Annotated in this window: 25 protein-coding genes, 1 tRNA gene and 2 riboswitches; of the genes, 12 read left to right on the plus strand and 14 right to left on the minus strand. The window is 57.7% G+C overall.

What is annotated here, in order from left to right; translation table 11 throughout:
- From GRO01_RS07695 to GRO01_RS07720, 6 genes are all read left to right on the plus strand, one after another.
- The gene (locus tag GRO01_RS07695) at positions 1-561 is read left to right on the plus strand and encodes a F0F1 ATP synthase subunit B family protein (RefSeq protein WP_062510656.1); all 561 of its coding nucleotides are present in this window, start codon (positions 1-3) and stop codon (positions 559-561) included.
- A gap of 10 nt (positions 562-571) precedes the next feature.
- Positions 572-1,072, plus strand: a complete 501-nt coding sequence (locus GRO01_RS07700) for a F0F1 ATP synthase subunit B family protein (RefSeq protein WP_062510658.1) — start codon at positions 572-574, stop codon at positions 1,070-1,072.
- Between the two features lie 4 nt (positions 1,073-1,076).
- The gene (locus tag GRO01_RS07705; protein ID WP_062510660.1) at positions 1,077-1,844 is read left to right on the plus strand and encodes a glycosyltransferase family 2 protein; all 768 of its coding nucleotides are present in this window, start codon (positions 1,077-1,079) and stop codon (positions 1,842-1,844) included.
- A 73-nt stretch (positions 1,845-1,917) separates the two neighbouring features.
- Positions 1,918-3,570, plus strand: coding sequence for an ArnT family glycosyltransferase (locus tag GRO01_RS07710; protein ID WP_062510662.1), 1,653 nt, complete (start codon positions 1,918-1,920; stop codon positions 3,568-3,570).
- A gap of 478 nt (positions 3,571-4,048) precedes the next feature.
- Positions 4,049-6,562: a glycosyltransferase family 2 protein gene (locus GRO01_RS07715; protein WP_062510664.1), complete on the plus strand. Its 2,514-nt coding sequence runs from the start codon at positions 4,049-4,051 to the stop codon at positions 6,560-6,562.
- Between the two features lie 130 nt (positions 6,563-6,692).
- On the plus strand, positions 6,693-7,835 hold the full coding sequence (locus tag GRO01_RS07720) for a glycosyltransferase family 2 protein (RefSeq protein ID WP_062510666.1): 1,143 nt from the start codon (positions 6,693-6,695) through the stop codon (positions 7,833-7,835).
- Positions 7,836-8,120: 285 nt separating this feature from the next.
- Here GRO01_RS07720 and GRO01_RS07725 read toward each other — a convergent pair.
- Positions 8,121-8,196 (minus strand) — tRNA-Ala (locus GRO01_RS07725).
- A 142-nt stretch (positions 8,197-8,338) separates the two neighbouring features.
- On the opposite strand from GRO01_RS07725, the gene GRO01_RS07730 reads away from it, so the two are divergent.
- Positions 8,339-8,644: a YggT family protein gene (locus tag GRO01_RS07730; protein ID WP_062510669.1), complete on the plus strand. Its 306-nt coding sequence runs from the start codon at positions 8,339-8,341 to the stop codon at positions 8,642-8,644.
- 9 nt (positions 8,645-8,653) lie between these two features.
- On the opposite strand, the gene GRO01_RS07735 is transcribed toward GRO01_RS07730, so the two are convergent.
- The 3 genes from GRO01_RS07735 to GRO01_RS07745 form a co-directional block, all read right to left on the minus strand.
- On the minus strand, positions 8,654-8,863 hold the full coding sequence (locus GRO01_RS07735; RefSeq protein ID WP_062510670.1) for a hypothetical protein: 210 nt from the start codon (positions 8,861-8,863) through the stop codon (positions 8,654-8,656).
- Between the two features lie 34 nt (positions 8,864-8,897).
- On the minus strand, positions 8,898-10,361 hold the full coding sequence (tldD, locus tag GRO01_RS07740) for a metalloprotease TldD (RefSeq protein WP_062510672.1): 1,464 nt from the start codon (positions 10,359-10,361) through the stop codon (positions 8,898-8,900).
- Positions 10,362-10,438: 77 nt separating this feature from the next.
- The gene (locus GRO01_RS07745; RefSeq protein ID WP_062510674.1) at positions 10,439-11,602 is read right to left on the minus strand and encodes an aminotransferase; all 1,164 of its coding nucleotides are present in this window, start codon (positions 11,600-11,602) and stop codon (positions 10,439-10,441) included.
- A 472-nt stretch (positions 11,603-12,074) separates the two neighbouring features.
- Between GRO01_RS07745 and glnA the strand changes: the two genes are divergently transcribed.
- Complete coding sequence (gene glnA / locus GRO01_RS07750) at positions 12,075-13,457, plus strand: type I glutamate--ammonia ligase (protein WP_062511402.1); 1,383 nt, start codon at positions 12,075-12,077, stop codon at positions 13,455-13,457.
- Between the two features lie 85 nt (positions 13,458-13,542).
- Positions 13,543-14,172: a trimeric intracellular cation channel family protein gene (locus GRO01_RS07755; protein WP_062510676.1), complete on the plus strand. Its 630-nt coding sequence runs from the start codon at positions 13,543-13,545 to the stop codon at positions 14,170-14,172.
- 23 nt (positions 14,173-14,195) lie between these two features.
- Here the strand turns inward: GRO01_RS07755 and GRO01_RS07760 are convergent, their stop codons facing one another.
- From GRO01_RS07760 to gcvT, 5 genes are all read right to left on the minus strand, one after another.
- Complete coding sequence (locus GRO01_RS07760) at positions 14,196-14,408, minus strand: heavy-metal-associated domain-containing protein (protein ID WP_083541409.1); 213 nt, start codon at positions 14,406-14,408, stop codon at positions 14,196-14,198.
- Between the two features lie 88 nt (positions 14,409-14,496).
- Positions 14,497-14,808 (minus strand): putative quinol monooxygenase, encoded by a 312-nt coding sequence (locus tag GRO01_RS07765; RefSeq protein WP_062510678.1) that lies wholly within the window; start codon positions 14,806-14,808, stop codon positions 14,497-14,499.
- A 189-nt stretch (positions 14,809-14,997) separates the two neighbouring features.
- Positions 14,998-17,853: an aminomethyl-transferring glycine dehydrogenase gene (gene gcvP, locus GRO01_RS07770; RefSeq protein ID WP_062510680.1), complete on the minus strand. Its 2,856-nt coding sequence runs from the start codon at positions 17,851-17,853 to the stop codon at positions 14,998-15,000.
- Positions 17,854-17,926: 73 nt separating this feature from the next.
- Positions 17,927-18,286, minus strand: a complete 360-nt coding sequence (gene gcvH / locus GRO01_RS07775) for a glycine cleavage system protein GcvH (RefSeq protein WP_062510682.1) — start codon at positions 18,284-18,286, stop codon at positions 17,927-17,929.
- A gap of 36 nt (positions 18,287-18,322) precedes the next feature.
- On the minus strand, positions 18,323-19,456 hold the full coding sequence (gene gcvT, locus GRO01_RS07780; RefSeq protein ID WP_062510684.1) for a glycine cleavage system aminomethyltransferase GcvT: 1,134 nt from the start codon (positions 19,454-19,456) through the stop codon (positions 18,323-18,325).
- Between the two features lie 81 nt (positions 19,457-19,537).
- Positions 19,538-19,614, minus strand: a riboswitch (glycine riboswitch).
- A riboswitch (glycine riboswitch) is annotated at positions 19,615-19,704 on the minus strand.
- Positions 19,705-19,795: 91 nt separating this feature from the next.
- Between gcvT and GRO01_RS07785 the strand changes: the two genes are divergently transcribed.
- The 3 genes from GRO01_RS07785 (at position 19,796) to GRO01_RS07795 (ending at position 20,911) form a co-directional block, all read left to right on the plus strand.
- Positions 19,796-20,098: a putative quinol monooxygenase gene (locus GRO01_RS07785; protein ID WP_011252655.1), complete on the plus strand. Its 303-nt coding sequence runs from the start codon at positions 19,796-19,798 to the stop codon at positions 20,096-20,098.
- 3 nt (positions 20,099-20,101) lie between these two features.
- The gene (locus GRO01_RS07790; RefSeq protein ID WP_062510686.1) at positions 20,102-20,383 is read left to right on the plus strand and encodes a putative hemolysin; all 282 of its coding nucleotides are present in this window, start codon (positions 20,102-20,104) and stop codon (positions 20,381-20,383) included.
- 99 nt (positions 20,384-20,482) lie between these two features.
- The gene (locus tag GRO01_RS07795) at positions 20,483-20,911 is read left to right on the plus strand and encodes a MarR family winged helix-turn-helix transcriptional regulator (RefSeq protein WP_062510688.1); all 429 of its coding nucleotides are present in this window, start codon (positions 20,483-20,485) and stop codon (positions 20,909-20,911) included.
- A gap of 35 nt (positions 20,912-20,946) precedes the next feature.
- Here the strand turns inward: GRO01_RS07795 and speE are convergent, their stop codons facing one another.
- The 5 genes from speE to ilvB form a co-directional block, all read right to left on the minus strand.
- Positions 20,947-21,819, minus strand: coding sequence for a polyamine aminopropyltransferase (gene speE / locus GRO01_RS07800; protein ID WP_062510689.1), 873 nt, complete (start codon positions 21,817-21,819; stop codon positions 20,947-20,949).
- A gap of 66 nt (positions 21,820-21,885) precedes the next feature.
- Entirely contained in the window at positions 21,886-22,365 is a 480-nt protein-coding gene (gene speD, locus GRO01_RS07805; RefSeq protein WP_062510691.1) for an adenosylmethionine decarboxylase, read from the minus strand.
- Positions 22,366-22,707: 342 nt separating this feature from the next.
- Positions 22,708-23,727: a ketol-acid reductoisomerase gene (ilvC, locus tag GRO01_RS07810; protein ID WP_062510693.1), complete on the minus strand. Its 1,020-nt coding sequence runs from the start codon at positions 23,725-23,727 to the stop codon at positions 22,708-22,710.
- Positions 23,727-24,254, minus strand: coding sequence for an acetolactate synthase small subunit (ilvN, locus tag GRO01_RS07815; protein ID WP_062510695.1), 528 nt, complete (start codon positions 24,252-24,254; stop codon positions 23,727-23,729). The genes ilvC and ilvN overlap by 1 nt, the downstream gene beginning before the upstream one ends.
- Complete coding sequence (gene ilvB / locus GRO01_RS07820) at positions 24,254-26,047, minus strand: biosynthetic-type acetolactate synthase large subunit (protein WP_141306937.1); 1,794 nt, start codon at positions 26,045-26,047, stop codon at positions 24,254-24,256. Before ilvB ends, ilvN begins: the two co-directional genes overlap by 1 nt.
- Positions 26,048-26,063 lie beyond the last annotated feature (16 nt).

Here is a 26,063-nt window from a genome sequence, read left to right on the forward strand (position 1 = left end):
ATGTACCGTACGCCACGCCTCTTCCTGTTCGCCGCTCCGCTTGCGGCCGTGCCGGGCCGTGCCGTGGCTGCGGGCATGCCACAGCTGAACTTCCACGATCCGCTGCTGATCGGACAGGTCGTCTGGGGAGCCGTCATCTTCGGCGGCTTCTACCTTGCCCTGAGCCGCTTCGCCCTGCCGCGTGTCGAACGGGTGCTGACCAACCGTCGTACCCGGATCCAGAGCGATCTGGATGTTGCCCGCAAGGCCAAGGCTGAAGCCGACCGTGCCAGCGCGGAACTTCTCAGCGCACGTCATGAAGCAGCCGAGCAGGCCCGCGCCCATGTGGAGCGGATCCAGAGCGAAGCCCGCGCCAGTGCGGACGCTCACGCTGCGGAAACGGCCAAGCGCCTCGAAACCGAGATCGCAAACGCCGAGACCCGTATCACCCAGTCCCGTGAACAGGCTCTGTCCAGCCTGTCCGAGATCGCCACCAGCACCACCCAGGATCTGGTTACGCGACTGATCGGCACGCAGGACGAACAGACTGTCGCCAGCGCCGTCAAACGCGTCAGCGCCTAAGGAGACGAAGATGTTCCACGATCCCCGGTTCTGGACCGCCCTCGCCTTCGTCCTGTTCTTCGTCATTTTCGGGCGCAAGCTCTGGATCGCCATTACCGGTCATCTGGATGCACGTGCCGACAGCGTCCGCCACGACCTCGACGAGGCTGCCCGCCTGCGTCGCGAAGCCGAGCAGATGCTGGAAGATGCTACCCGCGAGCGTGAAAAGACCCTGGCCGAAACACAGGCCATGCTTGCACGCTCCGAAGCCGAAGCCGCCGGTCTGGCAGAACGCGCCCGTCAGGACGCCGAAGCCGCCGCAGCCCGTTATGAAAAGATAGCGCAGGATCGCATTCACGCAGCCGAACGTTCGGCCATCCGTGAAATCCAGGATCGCGCAGCCCAGATCGCCGTGGCTGCAGCCCGCGACGTCGTGTCAACCCGTCTGACGGAGAGCCCCGACATCGCTGCGACCCTGATCGACAAGGGTATCGACAGCCTGCCGGAAGCTCTTCGGCGCTCCGCTGCCTGATCCGATGCCCACCTCCACGGTGCAAGGTTCCTTTCATGACGACGGACAGCCCACAAGGCTCTCCGTCGTCATGGCCGTTCTGAACGAGGCGGAAAACATCCTTCCCGTCTGTCAGGAACTGGCAGACACCTTCGGCGCCGATCCTTGCGTAGAAATTCTGGCCATTGACGACGGCAGCACCGACGCCACCGTCAAAAAGCTTCTGGAAGCTAGGCAGACGCTCCTGCCCCGCCTGCGCATCATCAGCCATCCAAAGCGTCTCGGAAAATCCGCTGCACTCCGCACCGGCATTACAGCCGCGAAGGGTCAGTGGATCGCCACCATTGACGGTGATGGTCAGGACGACCCGTCCGCTATTCTGAAAATGCTGGATCACGCCGCATCGGCTCCAGGCGCAGCGCCGCTGGTTGTCGGTGTCCGGCGCAAGCGCAATGACCGCCTGTCCCGTCGTATCGCAACACGCTTCGCCAATGGCCTGCGTCGTCGTCTTTTGAATGACGGCTGCCCCGACACCGGGGCACCGCTCAAGCTGTTCTCCCGCGATCTTTTCCTGAAGATCCCGCAATTTGAAGGCGTCCACCGCTTTCTGCCTGCCCTACTGGGACATTACGGCGCACCGCTGATCTGCATCGAAGTCCAGCACCGGGCCCGACTGCACGGCAGTTCTAAATATACGAATTTCAACCGGGCCCTCGTGGGAATCCGTGACCTTCTGGGCGTCATGTGGCTCCAGAACCGCACGCATCTGCCCGATCATCTGACCGAACACTGAAGCCGTCACCGGATCCGGGCCTTCCGGGATCCTGCCGCATGCCCGGCCTGACAGAACGGCGCGGAGAGTCCCCATGACCCTGAATTTCCGGCATTATGCTCTTCTCGGGCTGCTGGCCTTTCTGCTCGCGCTCCCCGGCCGCATGACGCTTCCGCCGCTCGATCGGGACGAACCCCGCTATATGGAAGCATCCGAACAGATGCTTCTCTCCCACAACTTCATTGACGTCCGTTTTCAGGACAAGCCACGCTATCTCCAGCCGGCGGGAATCTACTGGCTAGAAGCAGCTTCGACCGCCGTTGCCGAAAAGGTCTTTGGCCCGTCAGTCCTGCGCAAGACATGGCCTTACCGGATTCCGAGTCTCTTCGCCGCCACGGTCATCGTGCCCCTCACGGCCTGGATTGGTGCGAGCCTCTTCGGAGGTGCAACGGGCCTGATGGCGGCAGGCCTGCTGATGGTCTCGACCCTGTTCGTGGCCGAAAGCCATATGGCGACGATCGACACCGTCCTGCTGCTCGATATTCTGTGTATCGAAGCCGCGCTCCTGTGCGCTTTCAACGATCGCCAGAAAGCCCGCCCCACCCATCTCAGAGTTGCGATCGCATACTGGCTGGCTCTGGGCGCCGGGCTCATGCTCAAGGGGCCTGTTGTTCTAATCCCGGGCTTCGGCACGCCTTTAGCCTTGTGGTTTCTGGAAAAAGACCGCTCGTGGTGGTCCCGCCTGCGCCCGCGCTGGGGCTGGCTGCTCATGATTGCCGTCGTTGTTCCTTGGTGTGTGGCCATTGAGGTCATCAGCGGCGGCGACTTCTTTGCCCATGCCGTCGGCCGCAATTTTCTCGGTAAGGTCGCTCATGGTCAGGAAGCTCACGGTCTTCCCCCCGGCTTTCACCTTCTGGTTTTCGGACTAGCCTTCTGGCCCGGCTCACTTTTCGCAGCCCTTGCCATTCCTGCCATCTGGAAAAAGCGGAAGCTTCCCCAGGTCCGCTTCCTGCTCAGCTGGATTATCCCGCACTGGCTGGTGTTCGAACTAATCGCCACCAAACTCCCACACTACGTCCTGCCAACCTATCCGGCGATAGCGATCCTTACCGCAGCAAGCCTTGTGGCATGGCCAACGCCTACCGTGCCCCGATGGGCAAAAGCCCTTTTCGGCATCTACGGTGTGCTGTGGACAGCCATCGGACTCGCCTTCTGTTTCGCTGGCAGTATTGCCCTCTATAAACTTGAGCACACATTTTCCCTGTCCGCGCTGATCGCCCTTGGAGGAAGCCTGCCTCTGGTTTTCGGCGCCATCCTGATGCTCCTGAAACACCAGCGGCGGCAGGCAGCCTTCTGCGCGATGGGTGCCGCCGTTATCGCTCATGCCGGGCTTTTTCTAGGCGTCATTCCCAATCTACAGACTATTCGCCTCAGCCCGCGGATCGCAGAGCTTTTCGACGATGTCCGGCCCTGCAACGACAGCGTGCTCGTTTCGTCATCCTATTCCGAGCCAAGCCTCGTCTTCCTTGTCGGCCCCAATACCCAGCTTATCGGCCCTGCCCAGGCTGCTGAATATCTGCACGATCACGCCCAGTGCAGCCTGGTGTTGATTGATCGCAAGGATCAACCTGCTTTCACATTTTCTTTGAAAAATTACGACATGGATGTTGTGAGCTATGGGAAAATAGAGGGTCTAAACTATTCAAATGGCAAGAAGCTTGTTTTAGAAATACTTGCCCCTCGGTGAATAGAAGTTTTTAAAATGCATTTATATATAATTTTTTATATAATAAAAAAATTAAACTACGTGATTAATATATATATTAATTTTATATAATCATTTTTAACAGTAGTTTATTTATATCTTAGCGACGATTTAAAATTTGAATGATTTATATTTTTAAAAGTCAATATAATGTCTTTATTCCACAGTTATGGAAATATCTATTTTAATTTTCTGTAGTTTTAATCAACAATATTTTTTAAATTTATACTTTTATGTATTCCAAATTTATAAATAATGTTAGTGATTTATTTCTAATTTGTTGATTTAGATTTTATGTATCAAGAACCAAGGTTATTCCCAATCAAATCATAACTGAATCTGTTATCCAAATACCAACACTCAGAAATCACACTTGTCTGCGGAACAACAATTGTGGGATAGATATTTAAATGAGTAAGATCGGTCTTGATTAAATCTTTTATGAAATGGATATGCCGGAATGTCTGAGTCATTAGTAACTCCATCGTCCTCAGTTCAGTTCATTGGCCATTTTGATGAATTAAAAGATGGTTCTGTTCAGGGTTGGGCGACGTGTAACTCAGCAAACTTCTCTCCTGTAAAAATCCATATCATCGTTGATGGACAAGAGGTGGGTGTTGCGACTGCCGATTTACCACGTAAAGATGTACAGGCTGCTTTATCGCTGCCAACATCTAACGTGGGATTTCTCTTTAATATTCCCTCAAGCTATTTTGATGGTGAAAAGCATACACTTTCCTTGCGGTTAGATGACCGTTCAGCCTTGGTGCTTTCACCCGATGGTGTGACCTCTGTCGTCTTTTCAGGCCGTCTCAAGCCTTCCTATAAAAGCCATGTCGACGGAGTGAAACAAGGCGCTCTACGTGGCTGGGTACTTCGCAAACTCAGGGACACCGAAGAGACTGGTGGGGTAGTACTTTCCATTATTGTTGATGGCGTCCGTATCGGACAGACTCGCGCGGACCGTTATCGTGGTGATGTCGCTGCAGTTTTGGGATGTGATCCCAATTGCGGCTTTGAGTTTCCAATTCCACAAATGTTAAGAGGAAGTAGCCAGCATACAATCAAAGTGCTGGCGCAGCCGGATAATACGGAACTGGATGGCTGTCCTATAGTAACTTCGTTTGCTGATGATGCGTTTGAAAGTCGGATCATCGATGTTACAGACGAACTCGATGAAATTTACAGGCGCATGGCAAAGCTGCGTCAAGAACTTCGTGATCTTGTTCCCAAGCGTCCGTATACGCTAGGCGACTATGATCGCTGGGCACGCAAATACTATACCCTTCTTGGAAAACGCGTCGCCGAACAAAGGGGACGTGATGAAAAGAAGAAGAGCACATTCGAGCCGCTCGTCTCAATTCTTTGCCCGGTCTATCGCCCTCTTGAAAGCGACTTCAAAGCAGCCGTCCAGTCAGTTCTCGATCAGACCTATCAGAACTGGGAACTCATTCTCGTTGATGACGCCGGTAAAAGTCAGGAAACAACAGAAATCATCAAGGATTTCGCTAAGAACGATCCGCGGGTCAAATGCATTACCTTAAAAAAGAATGTGGGTATTGCAGATGCTACAAACGTAGCAATGGATGCTGCCAAAGGGCAATACGTTGCTTTCTTTGATCATGATGACTTGCTGGTGGATGTTGCTATTGAAGTCATGGTTCGTGCAGCTCATGAAACCGGCGCAAAGCTGCTTTATTCGGACGAGGATAAAATCGATCAGGCCGGATATTATCTGGAGCCCAATCTCAAACCTGATTTTAACTACCGTTATCTCCTTGGTTGCAATTACATATGCCATTTAACCATGGTCGAAACTGTAACAATGCGGCAAATCGGGCATCTCAGCTCTGATTATAACGGAGCGCAGGACCATGACTTCGTCCTAAAAGCAACGGAAATTCTTGACCCGTCAGAAATCTTTCACGTGCCAGAAATTCTTTATCATTGGCGCAAAACTCCTAATTCCACAGCCGTTGATGTAAGCCAGAAAACTTACGCTATTGATGCAGGCGTAAAATGTGTGGCCGACCATCTCAAGCGTCGTAAAGTCGCCTCCAAGGTTTCGTCCATCCGTGGGCTAACACTTTATGGTGTGGACTGGACGTCGCGGACGCAGCCTTCTGTAAGTATCATCATTCCCTTCAAAGATCAGGTCGACACGACTCTAACCTGCGTAGAGAAAATTCGCGAAAATACAGAATACAAGAATTACAATATTGTTCTGATTGACAACTGGTCAGTACGTGACGAGACACTGGATTTTATCAAAAAAATTCAAAAACATGAAAATGTTTCCGTTATTACGGTAGAAGAGCCATTTAATTTTTCTCGTCTCAACAATATTGCTGTTGATCAGACCACATCTGATTTCATTATGTTTATGAATAATGATGTCTTTATTGAAGATCCAAAGTGGTTACATCGTATGGTGGGAGAAGCGCAGGCATTTAAGGACGTAGGAGCCGTTGGTGCCAAGCTTCTTTATCCAAACGATACAATTCAGCATGCTGGTGTTGTTGTTGGTCCGGCCGGTGTAGCAGCCCACGTACATCGAGGGGACCCGCTTTCAGAATATGGTTATATCGGTCGCACCATGCTGTCACATGAAGTAACTGCTGTTACGGCAGCGCTCATGCTGGTCAAACGGAGTGTCTTTGAGGAAGTGGGCGGCTTCGATGAAGAAGCTCTCAAAGTTGCCTTTAATGACGTCGACCTGTGTTTGAAAATTCGTCGGGCCGGATATCGGATTATCTTCAGTGCCGAAACAATTGCCTATCATCACGAAAGTCTGTCTCGTGGTACGGATGACAAACCTGAACATGAAACCCGCTTTTTCCTAGAAACCCAGACCATGCTGGAACGCTGGAGTTCTGACCCGCTATTTGAGCGTGATCCCTCTTATCCGCGCTATTTTACCGTCGACCAGCAAACTTTCTTTAATCTGGTCGATCCGGAAGACCTTGGGGTGTAATTCCCTGAAATTGTGCCTGCGTTGAAGAAATTTTTTGCGCAGAAAATGACTTCTTCAACGCTTTTAAATTTAGATTTCAAATGCTTGGAAAGATCCACTTTAGATGAATAGCTCCCAGCAGGAAAAGGCTATGATGGGAACTGCCAAAAAGGCTCCCAATGAATCTTATTCAATAGATCATGTCCGGACAGTAGATGGTCGGATTGCGATTGCAGGCTGGTTTCTGGATAGTGCCAACTTTGAAACGCTACGGGTTGTCTGTGGTGACAGGACACTGCATGTCGCACAGGCAGGGGAATGGCATCAGCCTAGCTTGGATGTTGCCGCTTTGATTAACCCTCACTGTAATAATGTGCGCTTCAATATTGGATTTCCATTTCCGAACAACTTATCCCTCGCACTTATTGAGGCTATGGAACTGTCTTTCGAAAAGGATGGCAGTGCCTTGAGGTTGGGACTTGCATCCAGCAAAAATAACGGAGCAGCTGACCTTATTAATAAGCCTTTGTGTGACATTCGGCTTGGCATCGGGATTCCTACCTATAATCGCTCAGCCTTGGTAAAGGAAACTGTGCGGCGGGTGCAGGAACTCACGCATTTCGATCCCGTAATTTTTGTTTCCAATGATGGATCGAGCGATGATACTGCCGACGTTCTTGGAAAAATTGAAAATATACATGTTCTTAACGCACCAAATGCTGGTATTGCTTGGAACAAGAACCGTTTGCTCTTTCATCTGCACGAGGTTGAAAAATGCGACATTATCCTATTGCTGGAAGATGATGCGCAGCCTGTTGTCGAAGGGTGGAATATTGACTGGATGCTGGCCTGCCTCAGATTTGGCCATGTAAACTTTGCACCTTCTTGGTTTCCAGGATTGGGAAGGGGGAACGGTTCCTGGCATAATCCCTATCGCAGCACTGTCCTGACAGCACAGTGCTCTGGCTTTAGTCGGGAAGCCCTGTCATACGTTGGCTATATCGACACACGGTTCGGTCGTTATGGGCATGAACATGTCGAGCATACGTTACGTCTGATTCGAATGGGATATGGCGGTCTGCCGAAAGCAGACAGGGCCTCTGCAACATTTTTCTTGCTTGGAGAGGGACTACAGGTCATGGACTCTGTTTCAAATTTTTCTCAACAGTATGTGGATGAAAACACTAAGATTTTTAAGACGATCCAAGATGAATGTGCTTATCGTTCTGCCTGGCGTGACGATGACCAAATCCAGCGTCTTCGTGACGAAATGAGACGGGTCAGCCGCCAGTAACCTCAGTCAATTTCCTACCGCAAGCTCCAAGTTCGGGGTAGGAAGGCAGACTTCTGTCTTATGACAGCAAGTATTCGCCAGCCATGTTTCTTGTAAATGCAAAGGACATGGCAATCAAAGTTCGTAGTTTAAGGCAGAGATCTTTCTGAAAATTTGGCAATCAAAACAGCATAAATATAAACGATGCAATCGCATCCAAATCACCTTCAAGCGCTGGCGATGTGTTGTAATCCGCTAAGGGATATGGCCATCCCGTCTTTTTGCTACTATCCATAGGAAATACCGTGGTGGAGCTGAGGGGAATCGAACCCCTGACCTCCTCATTGCGAACGAGGCGCTCTCCCATCTGAGCTACAGCCCCACGGTGTCACAATAGTTCTCCTCTTCGACCAGCCTGTCAAGCAGCCCTGCACCCAGGGCGTTGTTCTGTGCTAATGCTGTGGCTACAAGCATTTTCCAACCGGCCTTTCGGCTGCCCTTCCGACATTCGATGAGGTTTTTACATGGTTGCCCTGCATGCCATTATCCTGATGTTGATCCAGGCTTTTGTGTGGATTCTGCTGGCATATTGCATCCTGTCGATGCTGCTGGGTTTCGGGATTCTGGATATCCGCAACCGCTTCTTCTATTCCGTTTTCAATACGCTTGCCCGGATCGTCGAACCCGTGATGACCCCGATCCGCAATATCCTGCCCAACACGGGTGGCATGGATTTTGCCCCGATGGTCGTCCTGCTTCTGATCCAGTTTCTGGTTTATCCGGCCGTCAATCGAATCTTCTTCATGCTTGCAGCACCCCACAACTTCTGAAGCGACCATCTATCTGAGGGCGCGCCAGACTTCTTCCAGCGCGTCCACAAGAACAGTGCCTGCCGCATGGTGCTGTGTTCCATCCGGGCGCTGCATCCAGACGGACCAGCCTTCCCCTTTCTGACGCTCCATCCGCACGGCCCAGTCCTCCGGAAGGCGGGAGAAAACCCGCTCCATCCGGACCTCAGGCGTCAGTGGCTTTGCGTAATTGTGCCCCATTGCCGATAACCTTTCCTCTAAGTTATCCGGGATCTCAGCCCGTCCCGCCCACGGTCAGACCCGAAATCTTCAACGTCGGCTGCCCGACACCAACCGGCACGCCCTGACCAGCCTTGCCACAGGTCCCAATCCCCGGATCAAGCGCCACATCCGAACCAATCATGGAAATCTGGTTCATGGCGTCCGCTCCGTTTCCGATCAGGGTGGCGCCTTTCACTGGGCGGACAATCTTTCCATCTTCCACCAGATAGGCCTCTGACGCCGCGAACACGAATTTGCCAGACGTGATATCGACCTGTCCCCCGCCAAAGTTCACAGCATAAAGCCCGCGCTTCATGGAGCGGATCATGTCTTCCGTCGTGGCACTGCCTTCCAGCATCAGCGTATTGGTCATGCGCGGCATAGGAGCGTGGGCATAGGATTCCCGACGTCCATTCCCGGTCGAATGCGTCCCCATCAGGCGGGCATTCAACCGATCCTGAAGATAGCCGGCCAGGATCCCGTCTTCGATGAGAACCGTCCGGGACGTCGGCGTCCCTTCATCATCAATGCTCAGCGAACCACGACGCTCTGGCAATGTCCCGTCATCGATGACCGTTACACCCGGAGACGCCACCCGCTTGCCGATCATCCCGGAAAAAGACGAAGTGCCCTTGCGATTGAAGTCGCCTTCCAGACCATGCCCTACGGCCTCATGCAGCAGAATACCAGGCCACCCCGGACCAAGAACCACATCCATTTCGCCCGCAGGTGCAGGCGCGGCCTCCAATGTGATCAGGGCCTGCTTCAGGGACTTTTCCACCGCCTCACGCCACGTTTCCGGAGCCAGAAGCCGGTCCAGTTCATAACGTCCACCAAGGCCGCAGCTTCCGCTTTCCCGCTGCCCGTCCTTCTCCACAACGACCGACACATTCATGCGCACCAGAGGCCGCAGATCCGCAACATCGCCGCCTGAATCCGCACGTCGCATGATCTGCACGGCCTGCCATTCGGAACTAAGCACGGCACTGACCTGAACCACCCGAGAATCCAGACCGCGGGCATAAGCGTCGATCTCGCTCAGAACAGCCGCGCGCGCTGCAAAGTCCGTGCCTTCAAGCGGACGGGAATCGCCATAAAGCCGCTGGTTCGTCGCCTGCGGCCCCGGCGCCATGATGCCGCTGCGCCCCTGCCGCACGGCACCAACCGTACTGACGGCACGTTCCAGAGCATCCCGGCTGATATCATCCGCATGCGCAAAAGCCGTTTCCGTCCCCAGAACAGCACGCAGTCCAAACCCCGAGGACGTGTTGAAACTGGCCGACCGGATCGTCCCGTCATCCAGACTGATGCTTTCGTTCTCCCGGTATTCCAGGAATAGTTCACCATCATCCACACCATTGAGCCCGCGATTGACGAGCGCTTTTGCATCATCGCGGGTCAGCTTTGAATCGGGTCGCCCGAAAAACAGAGCATCGGTCGTCGCAAGAGCGCCCAGAGCATCAGCAGCAACAGACATGGAAAATCTCCAGACAGAACAGACCGGCTTTCCCGGCAGACAGATTGAACAAGAAATGGCTCACAGCGCAGGACTTTTTAAGAAAGGGCCTTTTCCAGCCGTTTCAAGGCCTCGCGCAGGATCTCGGGCTTTTTGCAGAAGGCAAACCGGATCAGATTCTGCGGAGGCGTCTCTCCATCCGGATCATAGAAGGCTGAAACGGGGATCGTCGCCACACCTGCATGCTCAATCAGCCAGCGGGCAAATTCGACATCTCCCCGGCCCTGCGCATGCCGCGAAATATCCGCCACGATGAAATAGCTGCCATCCGCAGGGAGTGTCTCAAAGCCCAGCCGCTCCAGCCCATCCCGGAGCAGATCGCGCTGCGTCTCCATCTGAGCCGAGAGCGCCTGATAATAGCTGTCATCCTTGTTCAGACCATAAGCCACGGCCCGCTGAAGGTTCGGCGCAGTCGCGAACACCAGAACCTGATGCGCCTTCGCCACCACGGATGCCAGCGCCGCCGGTGCCGTCACATAGCCGACTTTCCATCCCGTCAGGGAGAAGCTCTTGCCTGCACTTCCGATCCGCATGCAGCGCTCACGCATCCCCGGCAGCGTCATCAATGGCACGTGTTTCACGTGAAACGTCAGATGCTCATAAACTTCATCACAGATCGCATAGACATCATGTTCCCGCACCAGATCCGCAATCAGCTCCAGTTCTTCGCGAACGAAAACCTTTCCCGAGGGGTTCATCGGCGAGTTGAGCATGATCGCCTTGGTCTTCGGACCGAACGCTGCCCGCAGTTCCGCCTCCGGCAGAGACCAGTGCGGCGGCGCAAGCCTGACGCAGCGCGGCACCGCCCCCAGCAGCTTCAGCGCCGGCAGATAGGTGTCATAAAGTGGCTCGATCACCACCACTTCGTCACCCGGCTCCACGACCGCCATCAGACACGCTGCGAGAGCTTCCGTCGCACCGGACGTCACGACAACTTCCGTCGCAGGATCAACATCCAGACCATAGAAACGACGATTGGATGCTGCCACAGCTTCACGCAGTTCCGGCAGTCCGGTCAGCGGCGCATACTGGTTCCGCCCGTCCTGCAACGCCTCGGCCGCAACCTGAATGATATCCTGCGGTCCCTCGGTATCCGGAAAACCCTGCCCGAGATTGATCGCTCCATGCTTCACGGCCAGCTGTGACATGATCGTGAAGATGGTTGTTGGAAGACCTGCAAGATATTGGTTCGGCGTTTTCATTGATGATTCCCAGAACTGATTTCCACCACATCCGACAAGGCAGAAAGCGCGCTACCATCGCAGGCCAGAACAACGCTGCAAAGCCTTGCCCTTCTCCGCGACTGCGATATTCACGGCAAACTGTGTCCTGAGCAGCCCTGTCATGGGCTCTGTTTCACAATCCCCGCCCCCTACGATTGCCGAACCTGCCAGTAAAACCCGGTTCGGCTTCGTAAGATTCCGTCGTAAATCCGCGAAAATGCGTAATTTCCCGTACTCGACAGACGGGCATTTGTCGCTTAATCGTTTTGCAGCCGTTTACACGATGCAAGGCGACAGATCGATGGCCAAGAAAGCCCCCACTTCCTCTACCGTGAAACCGAAGGCCGCTCCGGCGCGCCGTACCTCGAAGGCCGCAGCCCCCAAGGCTGCTCCCGCAGCAGCCGGCAAGCCGCCCGCCCCGAACCCGCAGGCTGTTGCCCGCGTCTTCGAGATGATCCAGGAGCACGCGGCGGAATTCGTCGATCTGCGCTTTACGGACCCCAAGGGCAAGTGGCACCACACGACCCAGACGGTCTCGACCATCGAAGACGATACCTTCGTTGAAGGCTTCATGTTCGACGGCTCTTCCATCCAGGGCTGGAAGGCCATCAATGAGTCCGACATGGTCCTGCTTCCGGATCCGGAAACGGCCGTCATGGACCCGTTCTCCGCCAAGCCGCAGCTGATCCTGTTCTGCGACATCATCGATCCGAAGACGGGCAACTTCTACAACCGCGACCCGCGCTCGACCGCCAAGCTCGCAGAAGCCTACCTCAAGGAAGCCGGCTTCGGTGACACGGCGTTCTTCGGTCCGGAAGCCGAGTTCTTCATTTTCGACAACGTGCAGTTCGGCACAGGCCCGAATTTCGGCATGTACCAGCTCGACAGCATCGAAGGTCCCGGCGCTTCCCTGAAGGCTTATCCGGAAGGCAACATGGGCCACCGCCCTGTCGTCAAGGGTGGCTACTTCCCGGTCCCGCCGGTGGACAGCGAGAACGATCTGCGCGCCGAAATGCTCTCCACGATGGGCGAAATGGGCCTGCCGATCGAGAAGCATCACCACGAAGTCGCACAGTCCCAGCATGAGCTCGGCACGAAGTTCGACACGCTCGTGAAGTCCGCCGACTTCATGCAGATCTACAAGTACTGCGTGCACAACGTGGCCCATTCCTACGGCAAGACAGCCACGTTCATGCCGAAGCCGATTGCGGGCGACAACGGTTCGGGCATGCATGTCCACCAGTCCATCTGGAAGGACGGCAAGCCGAACTTCGCTGGTGACAAGTATGCCGACCTGTCCGATGAGGCGCTGTACTACATCGGTGGCATCATCAAGCATGCGAAGGCCCTGAACGCCTTCACGAACCCGTCCACCAACTCCTACAAGCGCCTGATTCCGGGTTTCGAAGCCCCCGTGCTTCTGGCTTACTCCGCTGCGAACCGTTCGGCATCCTGCCGTATCCCGCATGCGACGAACCCGAAGGCCAAGCGCGTTGAAGTCCGCTTCCCGGACCCGACCGCCAACCCGTACCTCGCCTTCGCCGCCATGCTGATGGCCGGCCTCGACGGCATCCGCAACAAGATCCATCCGGGCGAAGCCATGGACAAGGATCTGTACGAGCTGCCGAAGGAAGAGCTGGCCCAGATCCCGACGGTCTGCGGTTCGCTCCGTGAAGCTCTCGAAGCCCTCAAGGAAGACCATGCCTTCCTGCTCGAAGGCGGCGTCTTCACCAAGGACCAGATCGAAAGCTACATCGACATCAAGTGGCCGGAAGTCTACAAGTTCGAACACACGCCGCATCCGGCAGAGTTCGAGATGTACTACTCGGTCTGATCCGGGTCAGAACATCCCCTCAACGGAAAGCCCGGCCTTCGTGCCGGGCTTTTCTGTTTCCAACACTCCACTTCAAGACGGCCCGATGATCCCTCCCGCCCTTCAGGCCTTCTCCTCCTCCGCCCTGCCGATCCTCGACATCGCCGGCACGATCGTCTTTGCCATCTCGGGCGCGATCGAGGCCGCACGCTCACGTCTGACCATCGTGACGTTCATGTTCTTTGCCGCCATCACAGGCGTCGGCGGCGGCACCGTGCGGGACCTTCTGATCGGCGCGCCCGTCTTCTGGATGCACACCTCCGTCCCGATTGCGGCCTGCCTGCTTTCAGCCATCGCCGTCTGGTTCACGCCAGCCCGCTTCTGGCCTGCCCGCGCGGTGGAGTGGTTCGACGGGCTTGGGATCGCAGCTTATGGCGTCTTCGGCTCAGCCAAGGCGCTGGCCTACGGAATCCCTCTGATTCCGGCGGCTCTGATGGGCATCGTCAGTGCCTGTATGGGCGGTATTTTCCGGGATGTGCTGGCAGGCGTGCCATCCATCATCATCCGGCCGGAACTCTATGTCACGGCCGTCGCCCTGGCATCAGGAACCTATGTCTCCCTGACAGCCCTGGGCCTGAACACCACGCTCGCAGCAGCCATCGCCGTTCTGGCCGGCTTCAGCCTGCGTGCAGCAGCACTCATCAAAGGGATCGGCCTGCCCCATTACCATCGCTAGGTGACAGGCCTTTCCGGTACGCTTCAGGCGATGACGTCGAACCCGACGTCTTCCACCACATGCTGCAACGCCACCGGCGTCACCTTCTGCTCATCATACTGAACGGCAGCCTGTCCCGGATCGAGCGTCACCTGTGCGGACGACACTCCGGGGACATTGGACAGCGCGGACTGCAATTTGCCCGAACATCCGTTGCACGACATCCCGTCGACCTTGAACGTCACCATCGAAACCATAAGAGACTCTCCTGTCTTCCAGAGGCTGCTCCGCAAAGCAGTCGATGCCCGAATGGGGCATATTCAGACGAAAAAGCAAACAGCTATTTCAGGCCGCGTCAGCAGTTTCATCCAGCGGCTGGACCTTCATGATGTCGGCCTGCGCTCCGCACTTCGCAAGCGCCTCACCCAGAACCTTGAAATGCGGCGCGGCCAGATGGGCCTCAAACCCGGCTTCCGAAGCCCAGACCTCATTGGCCACAAACCGGCCGGCCTTCTCGATATCCTTGCTGATCACATACTGGCGGCAGGCATCTTCCTTGCGGGATTCCACGACACAGGCTGCAAAAGCCTGTTCCGCAGCAGCGGCATGTTCAGCGGGAACCGTGACAACAGCCGTGATGTGAACCGTTTGGCTCATGATGGAACTCCTCATATCCGATAGAGCTGCCCTGCCTCGTTTTCCATGCAGGCGGGCAGCGTTTCACGTGAAACCATACCTCACTCCTTTGTGATAAAGAACCCGTGCCGGGTATCAGAGTCCGGACAGAAAAAAGGCGCCTTCCCGAAGGAAGACGCCTTTTCAAAACATTAAACTGGAAAAAGCTTTTCAGCCTTCCGCGTAGGTCGAAATATCCGGGCAGGAACAGACAAGGTTCCGGTCCCCCCAGGCATTGTCCAGACGCCCGACAGGCGACCAGTATTTCGACGTATCCACACCACCGGGGAAGCATCCTGCCTCACGGCTGTAGGAGCGCTCCCAGTCCCCTGCCAGATCCGCCGTCGTATGCGGCGCAAACCGCAGCGGGCTGTCTTCCATCCCGACGCGCCCGGCTTCGACCTCAGCAATTTCCGCACGGATGGCGATCATCGCATCGCAGAAGCGATCCAGCTCGCCTTTGCCTTCGGATTCCGTCGGCTCGATCATGAACGTCCCCGCTACCGGGAAGCTGACAGTCGGTGCGTGGAAGCCGTGATCAATCAGACGCTTGGCGATATCGTCCACCGTCACACCGACCGCATCCTTCAGCGGACGCAGATCCACGATGCATTCATGCGCCGTAAAGCCATTCGTGCCGCGATACAGAACCGGATAATGCCCTTCCAGACGCGACGCGATGTAGTTCGCATTCAGGATCGCCATTGTCGTGGCCTGACGCAGCCCCTCATCGCCCATCATCATGATGTAAGCGGCAGAAATCGGCAGGATCGATGCCGAGCCATAAGGCGCTGCGGACACCGCAACCCCATGCTGTCCCGGCAGATACGGCGCGAGATGCTTGCCCACACCGATCGGACCCATGCCCGGCCCACCGCCGCCATGCGGAATGCAGAACGTCTTGTGCAGGTTGAAATGCGACACATCGGCGCCATACAGCCCCGGCCGCGCCAGCCCGACCTGCGCATTGAGGTTCGCGCCATCCAGATAGACCTGCCCACCCGCGGCATGAACCAGTTCACAAATTTCGACGATCCGCTCCTCGAACACGCCATGCGTAGACGGATAGGTGATCATGATGGCCGCCACGCGCCCGTCATGCTGCGCGATCTTCGCCTTCAGATCCTCGACATCGACATTGCCGTTTTCATCGCAGGCCACGACCACAACCCGCATCCCGACCATCTGGGCGGACGCCGGATTGGTCCCGTGTGCGGAGGCCGGAATCAGGCAGACATCCCGGTTCTCATCGCCGCGAGCGCGGTGATAGCCCCGGATCGCCAGAAGCCCCGCATATTCGCCCTGCGCACCGGAGTTCGGCTGAAGCGACACGGCGTCATACCCCGAAATCGCACAGAGCGTGCGCTCCAGATACGCGAACAGCTCGGCATAACCCTGAACCTGACCGGCGGGTGCAAACGGATGAATCCGCGAAAATTCCGGCCAGGTGATGGGGATCATCTCCGCCGTCGCATTGAGCTTCATCGTACACGAGCCCAGCGGGATCATCGTCCGGTCCAGCGCCAGATCCTTGTCCGCCAGCGCACGCATATAGCGCAGCAGATCCGTCTCGGAGCGGTGCGCATGGAACACCGGATGCGTCAGCAGCGGTGCCGTCCGCGACAGGGCTTCCGGCAGCGCATCCGCCACATCCAGCGCCTGCTCGATGGCCGACAGATCCGCACCCTCGCCCGCGAACGCCGCCCAGACTGCACGGACCGTCTCCGGCGTCGTGGTCTCGTCACAGGACATGCCGATCCGGCCATTGCCCGCGTCACGCAGATTGATGCCAGAAGCCACGGCGCGCGCCAGAACCTGTGGCGCAGCATCGCCAGTCTGAACAGTGATGGTGTCGAAGAACACATCCGTCTCGACCGTCACACCCAGAGCCTTCAGCCCGGCGGACAGGATCGCCGCCATCCGGTGCGTGCGTGCAGCAATCGCCTTCAGCCCTTCCGGACCGTGATAAACCGCATACATGGACGCGATGATCGCCAGCAGGGCCTGCGCCGTGCAGATATTGGACGTCGCCTTTTCGCGGCGGATATGCTGCTCACGCGTCTGAAGCGCCAGACGATAGGCCGGCTTGCCCGCACTGTCGCGCGACACCCCAACCAGACGCCCCGGCATGTGCCGCTTGAACGCATCGCGCGTCGCCATGAACGCCGCATGTGGACCACCGGCCCCCATCGGCACGCCATAACGCTGCATGGAGCCAATCGCGATATCCGCGCCCAGCGCGCCCGGGCTTTCCAGCAGAACCAGAGCCAGCGGATCACAGGCCAGAGCCGCAATCGCGCCCTTTTCATGCAGCGCCGCGATCACCTTGCGCGGATCCCGCACCTGCCCCGAAGACCCCGGATAGGACAGCAGCGCGCCAAACACGGAGGACGCATCCAGATCCGTTTCCGGATCACCGACCACAACATCCCAGCCCAGCGGCTCGGCCCGCGTGCGGATCACGGCAATCGTCTGCGGATGCGTATCGGCATCCACGAAGAACGCCGTCGCCTTCGACTTGCCCACGCGCTGCGCCAGCGCCATGGCTTCCGCACAGGCTGTGCCCTCGTCCAGCAGGGACGCATTGGCGATGTCGAGCCCCGTCAGATCCACTACCAGCGTCTGGAAGTTCAGCAGCGCCTCAAGACGGCCCTGACTGATCTCGGGCTGATACGGCGTGTAAGCCGTGTACCAGGCCGGATTTTCCAGGATGTTGCGCTGGATTACCGGCGGCAGAACCGTATCGTAATAGCCCTGCCCGATCATGGATGTCAGAACCTGATTGCGCGAGGCGATCTGGCGCAGACGCGCCAGTGCATCCTGCTCGGTCAGGGCCACACCAATCCCGTGATCCCCGCGATCGAGAATGGCGGCCGGAATGGTCTTGTCGATCAGGTCATCAAGGCTGGAAGCCCCCACGACACGCAGCATCTCTCCGATTTCGGAAGGGCGCGGGCCAATATGGCGGGAGCTGAAATCTTCGGTCTGGGCAGGCCACAAGGTCGTCACAGGCAGGTTCTCTGGCATTTCATGAAAGCAGTGGCGGAAATCGGGCAGGCTAAAGAAAAACGGGGCCTGCCAGCGCAGACCCCGTATTCCTTCAGAGGGTCTTGTACTGTTCGGCCGTCAGCAGGCCCTTGAGGTCGTCCGGGTTGGCAACCGTCATCCGGAAAATCCAGCCCTCACCTTCCGGATCCTTGCCCACCAGCGTCGGATCATCGGACAGCGCCTCGTTGAAGCCGGCCAGCGTGCCCGCAACCGGCGCATAGATGTCGGATGCCGCCTTCACGGACTCAACGACAGCCGCCGCATCACCAGCGGCGACTTCCGTGCCCTCGTCCTTGGCTTCAACGAACACCAGTTCGCCCAGCTCTTCAGAAGCGTGTGCGGTGATGCCGACAGTCGCCTGCTCGCCATCGACGCGGATCCATTCATGGGACTTCGTGTAATAGGTCGTCATTGCTGCTTTTTCCTGATCTGAAGTTCGACTGTAAGTTCAGCGCTTGAAGCCGGGTGCCACGAACGGCATCGCCCGCACATGCAGCGGCACATACTTGCCCCGCAGTTCCGCAAAGACGGGTGTATCCAGCGCCGCATAATCCGACGCGATATAGCCCATCGCAACAGGAGCCTTCACGCTCGGACCAAACGCCCCGGACGTAACCACTCCAATTTCCTTCTGCCCCTCGGCATCGGCAAAGAGCTTGGCCCCCGCCCGCACCGGAGCGCGACCTTCCGCCATCAGACCAACACGCTTGCGCGCCACGCCATCGCGCGTCTGCTTCAGAACGACATCCGCACCCGGATAGCCGCCTTCGCGCACACCGCCCTCACGACGCGCCTTCTGGATCGCCCAGCCCAGCGCCGCCTCGACCGGCGTGGTCGTGACATCAATATCATTGCCATACAGGCACAGCCCGGCCTCAAGACGCAGCGAATCCCGCGCTCCCAGACCGATCGGCAGCACATCCGCCTGCGCCAGGATCGCGCGTGCGACCCTGTCAGCATCCGCGCCCGCACAACCGATCTCGAACCCGTCCTCACCCGTATAACCGGAGCGCGACACCGTCACAGGCACACCGGACAGTTCGGTCTCGATCACATCCATGAAGCGCATGTCCTTCACGGCCGGGCAGAGCGGCGCCAGAGCCGCTTCCGCCGCCGGGCCCTGAAGCGCCATGAGCGCACGGTCGAACTGGCGCGTCACCACACAGCGATCGGACAGCGCCTTCTCGATCCGGTCCGCGTCCTGAACCTTACAGCCCGCATTGACGACAACCAGCAGGTCCTTGCCCATATTGGCGACCATCAGATCATCCAGAATTCCGCCTTCCTCATTGGTCAGCAGTCCATAACGCTGACGCCCGGCAGCAAGCCCGACGAAATCAGCCGGAACCAGCGTTTCCAGAGCCGCAGCCGCGTCCTTCACATCCCCGCTTTTCGCGGCAATGCGGATCTGGCCCATATGGGAGACGTCAAACAGACCGGCTTTTTCGCGCGTATGCAGATGCTCGGTCATCAGCCCGGCAGGGAACTGGATCGGCATTTCAAAGCCTGCGAACGGCACCATCTTCGCGCCAAGTTCCAGATTCAGATCATAAAGAGGAGTACGCTGGAGGGATTCAGTCATATGGAAAGCCCCGGACCAATCTATCTAAAGACGTGAAGATGCAGACGACTCCGGCTCCCCGCAAAAACGGGTCGGAAAGACGTCGCCCCTTCTGTCCTTTCGCCTGAGATCGCTATCCCGTCGGCGGATGCGTCCAGCGCACCTCTCTCCAGAATGTCCTGACCGCCTCGGTCCTTTGGCCTGAGAGTTTCCGGGGCGGTTGCTCCTTCGGCGCCAGCCTGACGGCTGGTCTCTCCCGTGTCGGTCATCTCGATCCTGCCAGTTTCCGAAAAACTCCGCAATCGTTACGATCGCTCATGCGTTGGGTCTTTTGTCCTGCAACACGCAAAGGAGAACGTCATGGCTGGCGAACTGACGGTCATCGCCGAATTCGAGACCACACCTGCGACATACGAAAAGTTCCTCGAAGCCTGCGCCTATGACAGCGAGCGCTCCGTGGCTGACGAATCCGGCTGCCACAGCTTCACGGTCCTGTCCCCCGAAACGGAAGCCGACACGGTCATTCTCGTGGAAGTCTATACCGACCGCGCTGCCTTCGAAGAGCACCTCAAGACCCCGCATTTCGGGGTGTTTGCAAAAGCTGTAAAAGATCTGGAGATCAAGGAACGCAGTGTCCGCTTCCTGAAGAAGAGAGCCCCCTGAACAATGCATCTTTCAAGCACGAAACGCCTCCTCGCCATCACCCTCCTGTGCGGCACGGTGTCCGCCTGTGCCTCACATCCGCAGCACAATCCCCGCCAGCGCCTGATCGGCATCCCCAACCCCGCCAGCGTTTACTGCACGCAGCAGGGTGGTCGCCACGGCGATGTCCGGACCGCTGGCGGCGAAACCGGCATCTGCACTTTCCCGCCCAACCAGGTCTGCGATGAGTGGACGCTCTATCGCGAACACCGCTGCGTCGCTCCCCTGGCCAAAATGGCGCCCTGATTTTCCAGCCCGGTCAGGCCCTAACGGGGCCGCCGGGTTTTTCATAATCCAAATACATAACATGTTATGTATTCTATCCACACGTTCCCCGGAATCCGTATGACTGCCCCTTCTCCGCTCAGCGCCCTGACCACGCGCAACACCAGGCTCTTCACGCTCCTGCTGGAACGCGAACTCAAAAAGACAGGCCTGCGGATCGGTCAGCTTCCCGTGCTGCAGGCTTTGCAGGACGGAAAGACCCTCAATCAGAAAGCCCTCGCGGATTTTGCGGATATCGAACAGCCAGGCATGACGACACTTCTCGCCCGGATGGAGCGCGACGGCCTGATCCAGCGCGAACCAGACCCGACAGACCGCCGCAGCACACTGGTCACACTGACACCGGACGGTCAGCGGAAAAGCCGGAATATCGTTCCTGCTATGGAACATTTAACCGACATGGCACTCAAGGGGTTCACACCCCTCGAACGCGACATTCTCGTAACGCTTCTGGAACGGATCAACAGCAGCCTGAAAAGCCAGCTGTAGCTGCCTGCCCCTTTAATGAAGGGGCAGGCACACGATCATTTTCCGGTTTTGGGAAGATGCTCGGCAATATAGGGCGGCAGGTTGAACGACCCGACATGGATTTCCGGCGTCCAGTAACGCGTCGTCCCCAGGATCTTCGCAGCTTCCGCACGGGTGCGGATCTGCTCGACCGTCTGCGTGTTCGGCGCCTGCCCCTTGGAAGCTACACCCAGCGTCATGAACCCGCCGACATAGGTCGGGACAGCAGCCACATACGCCCCCACATGTGGGAAGAACTTCGCACGACGCAGGCTCGTCTCATACAGCTCATCAGCCTGCATGAACGGCACGCCGCACTGGTTCACGATCAGCCCTTCAGCCGAAAGAATGCGTGCGCAGTTGCTGTAAAACTCGTCCGTGAACAGCACTTCGCCCACACCGATCGGATCGGTGCTATCGACGATGATCACGTCGAAGGAGCCGTCAGCCGCCTTGGCGACATAGTCGATGCCGTCACCGACAATGACTTCGGCCCGCGGGTCGTTCCACGCGTCACCGGCAATATCCGGCAGATACTGCTTGGACAGGTCGATCACCGCACCGTCGATCTCGACCATGACAGCCTTCTCGACCGTGTCATGCTGCAGGACGCGACGCAGGACGCCACCGTCACCCGCACCGATGATCAGCACGCGCTTCGCACAGGGATGCGCCAGCAGTGGCACATGCGTCAGCATTTCCTGATAGACGAACTCGTCACGCTCGGTGATCTGGATGACACCGTCCAGAACCAGCACGCGGCCGTGGCTGGAGCTTTCAAACACCACCACATCCTGGAAGTCGGATTTTACCCGTGCGAGCTCACGCGTAACGAGAAAGCGCTGTCCCCAGTCCGGGTACAGGGTCTCGTTGAGCCATGTTTCAGCCATGGATCATCGTTTCCTTGTCGGATTGTATTGGAAAAGGACCGGTTTTTGCCCGGTCCTTTCGTCAGTTCAGGCCGCCTTGACAGCCTTGTCCTGCACGCGGCCACGCCGCACGGCGTCGACCTCGATCCGGCCGACCTGAAACAGGCGCTGCATCACCGGGATCGACAGGTTCGGATCACATGCACCGCACATGAACACGTCCACAGCCGCATAATTCCGTTCCGGCCACGTATGGATCGAGATATGGCTTTCAGCCAGCACGATCACGCCGGACACGCCACCATTGGGCGTGAAGTGGTGAAAATGGCTGTGCAGGATCGTTGCGCCAGCCGCCACCGCAGCTTCGCACAGCGTTTCATCGATCCGCATGGGATCATCGAGATTCCGGGCGTCCCAGAAATCGATCAGCAGGTGATTGCCAGCAAAACGCTCGCCATCACGCTCAATGAAGTAGTCCTTGCGCTCTTCCTCAACGAGGTGAGCTGCGCTGTTCTGGATATCTCTCGGGAGTTCCGATACCATCCCCAGTTGAGCAAGTGCGTTCATCACGTACCCCCAAACCAGTAGACAGCCTGTTGGGCAAAATTGCCCCCTTGGGCCAGGAAGCGCGCTAGTTAGCGGCCCCTCCCCCCTGATGCAAGCACTTTATGGGGTGATTCCCCAATATGTCACATATCTCTGCCAGCCCATGTCCCCACTGCATGAGAAAGCGGTTTTCCCTTTCCTGCACACAGGGCTGACGTTCGAAAATACCTTGAATATCCCATGGCAAATACAGTTCGGGCGCCGGATCTCCAGGGAACGAATCCCCCGAAAATCCCGACGCCCGACAGAAGCTGAGGCTTCTCCGTTCCAGAGGACCGAATCCGGCCCTCCAGATCCGTCCGATCAGTTCTTGGCCTTGTCGACCAGCTTGCCCTTGGCAATCCACGGCATCATCGCACGCAGCTTCTCACCGGTCTTCTCGATCGGGTGAGCGTCGTTGCGGGCGCGGATGGCCTTGAAGCCAACGCCGCCGGACTGGTTCTCAAGGATGAAGTTGCGAACGAACGTACCGTCCTGGATGTCCGTCAGAACGCGCTTCATCTCGGCCTTCGTTTCCGGCGTGATGATGCGCGGACCCGTGACATACTCGCCGTACTCGGCGGTGTTGGAGATGGAGTAGTTCATGTTCGCAATGCCGCCTTCGTAGATCAAGTCCACGATCAGCTTCATTTCGTGCAGGCACTCGAAATAGGCCATCTCCGGCGCATAACCGCCTTCGACCAGCGTCTCGAAGCCGGCGCGGATCAGGTCGACGAGACCACCGCACAGGACAGCCTGCTCACCGAACAGATCGGTTTCGACTTCTTCCTTGAAGGTCGTCTCGATGATGCCTGCACGGCCGCCGCCATTTGCGGACGCATAGGACAGCGCGATTTCGAGTGCATTGCCCGAAGCGTTCTGAGCCACGGCCACGAGGGACGGCACGCCACCACCACGCAGGTATTCGGAACGGACCGTATGGCCCGGGCCCTTCGGCGCGATCAGGAACACGTCCAGGTCCGGACGGGCTTCGATGATGCGGAAGTGGATGGACAGACCATGAGCGAAGGCAAGGGCAGCGCCCTGCTTCAGGTTCTTCTCAAGGCTTTCCTTGTACAGCGCGCCCTGGCCTTCATCTGGCGTCAGAACCATGACAACATCGGCCCAGGCAGCAGCCTCGCCCGGCTCCATCACCTTGAAACCGGCTTCCTCAGCCTTCTTCACGGCGGAAGAGGTCGGACGCAGGCCGATGACGATGTCGGAAACGCCGCTGTCCTTGAGGTTGTTGGCGTGTGCGTGACCCTGGCTACCATAGCCGATGATCGCGACTTTCTTGCTCTTGATCAGATTCAGATCGGCATCGCGATCGTAATACACCCGCATCAGACAGGCTCCTTTTTAAGGTGAAAGACAGAAGGACCGCGCCCGATGGCAGCAATCCCGGTGCGCGAAACCTCGGCCAGGCCAAGGGGGCGCATCAACTCGATGAACGCGTCGATCTTTTCGGGAGACCCCGTCAGCTCGAACACGAAACTCGTGGCCGTCGTATCGACGGGGCGCGCACGGAACGAATCCGCAATGCGCAGGGCCTCCGTCCGGCGCTCGCCGGACGAGACGATCTTCACCAGCGCAAGCTCGCGGCCCACATACGGGCCTTCCTGCGTCAGGTCGCAGACATCATGCACCGGAATCAGGCGCTTGAGCTGCGCCTTGATCTGCTGGATCACCATCGGTGTGCCCGACGTCAGCACCGTAATGCGTGAGAGCTTCTGCTCCGCATCCACAAGCGCCACGGTCAGGCTCTCGATGTTGTAGCCGCGGCCGGAAAACAGGCCCACAACGCGGGCCAGCGCGCCACTCTCGTCCTCGATCAGAACCGAGATGACCGAATGTTGGATAGTCTCCGTCATCAGACCAGCATCTTTCCTTCTTCGGTCAGTCCCGCCGCTTCGGAATCCTGATCTGGACCCAGCAGCATCTGGTTATGGGCCGCACCCGACGGGATCATCGGATAGCAGTTCTCGCCTTCCGCCACGCAGATATCAGCCACGACCGGACCGTCATGCTCCAGCATCCGGCGGATCACGTCATCCAGCTCACCCACATGCGTCGCCCGCATCCCGGTTGCATGGAAGGCTTCAGCGAGCTTTACGAAGTCCGGCAGCGCCTCGCTGTAGGACTGCGAATAGCGCGACCCGTGAAGCAGTTCCTGCCACTGACGGACCATGCCCATGTAGTGGTTGTTCAGGATGAAGATTTTCACCGGCAGGCGATACTGCGCAATCGTCCCCAGTTCCTGGATATTCATGAGCGTGGACGCCTCACCGGCGATATCGATCACCAGTGCATCCGGATGGGCCACCTGCGCACCCACAGCCGCCGGCAGACCGTAGCCCATCGTCCCCAGACCACCCGACGTCAGCCAGCGGTTCGGCTTGTCGAACTGGAAGTGCTGGGCCGCCCACATCTGGTGCTGCCCGACCTCGGTGGATACGAACGTGTCACGCCCCGTCTCCTTCGCAAGCTCGTACAGACGGCGGATGGCATGCTGCGGACGGATAATGGCCGACGGGTCCATGTCCTGCGTGAAGCCGAAGCCATCCACACTGCGCCAGGACGCGATCTGGTTCCACCAGGTGGACAGATCCGGCGCCGGCGTATCGCCCCAGGCTTCCAGCAGTGCTTTGAGCGTATCGCGCACATCGCCTTCGATCCGCACATCCACCGGCACGATCTTGTCGATCTGGCTCGGGTCGATATCGGCGTGAACCTTGAACGAATTGGGCGAGAACGCATCCACACGCCCCGTCACACGGTCATCGAAGCGCGAACCCAGTGCGATCAGCAGGTCACAGCCATGCGTGGCCATGTTGGCCTCGACCGAGCCATGCATTCCCAGCATGCCGAGGAACTGCGGATCGGGAGACGGAAACGCCCCCAGCCCCATCAGCGTGGACGTGACCGGGAAACCGGTCTTGCGCGCCAGACGACGCAGCAGCTCCGACGCTTCCGGCCCGGAATTGATGATGCCACCACCCGTATAGAGCAGCGGACGCTTGGCCGTTTTCATCGCCTCGACGGTCCGCGCGATCGCCTCTGCATCCGGGCCACCTTGATGACTCAGACGCTGCAGGCGAGACAGCGCAGGCTTCGTCAGCGGTGCCTTGCCGACCGTGATGTCCTTGGGCAGATCCACCAGAACCGGCCCCGGACGGCCCGAACGCGCAACTTCGAACGCCTCGCGCACGGTCTGCGCCAGCGTGCCCGGCTCCCGCACGAGATAGTTGTGCTTCGTGGCAGGTCGCGTGATGCCCGTTGTATCAGCTTCCTGGAACGCATCATTGCCGATCAGCTTGGTCGGCACCTGACCCGACAGGCAGACGAGCGGAATGGAATCCATCAGCGCATCCACCAGCCCGGTCACGGCATTGGTTGCCCCCGGACCCGATGTCACCAGCACCACACCGACCTTGCCCGTCGAACGCGCATAGGCCTCGGCAGCGTGAACGGCAGCCTGTTCATGGCGGACAAGCACATGGCGGATACGGTCCTGCTTGAAGAGAGCATCGTAAATCGGAAGGACAGCCCCACCCGGATATCCGAATATGACCTCCACACCCTCTTCATCGAGAACGCGCAGAAGCACCTCCGCGCCATTCAGCGCCTCATTGCCTGTTCCTGCGTCTCTTTCAGCAGCCGTCACCGTTTCCTCCCAAGGT

The organism is Gluconobacter roseus NBRC 3990 (assembly GCF_006538885.1).
GTDB lineage: Bacteria > Pseudomonadota > Alphaproteobacteria > Acetobacterales > Acetobacteraceae > Gluconobacter > Gluconobacter roseus.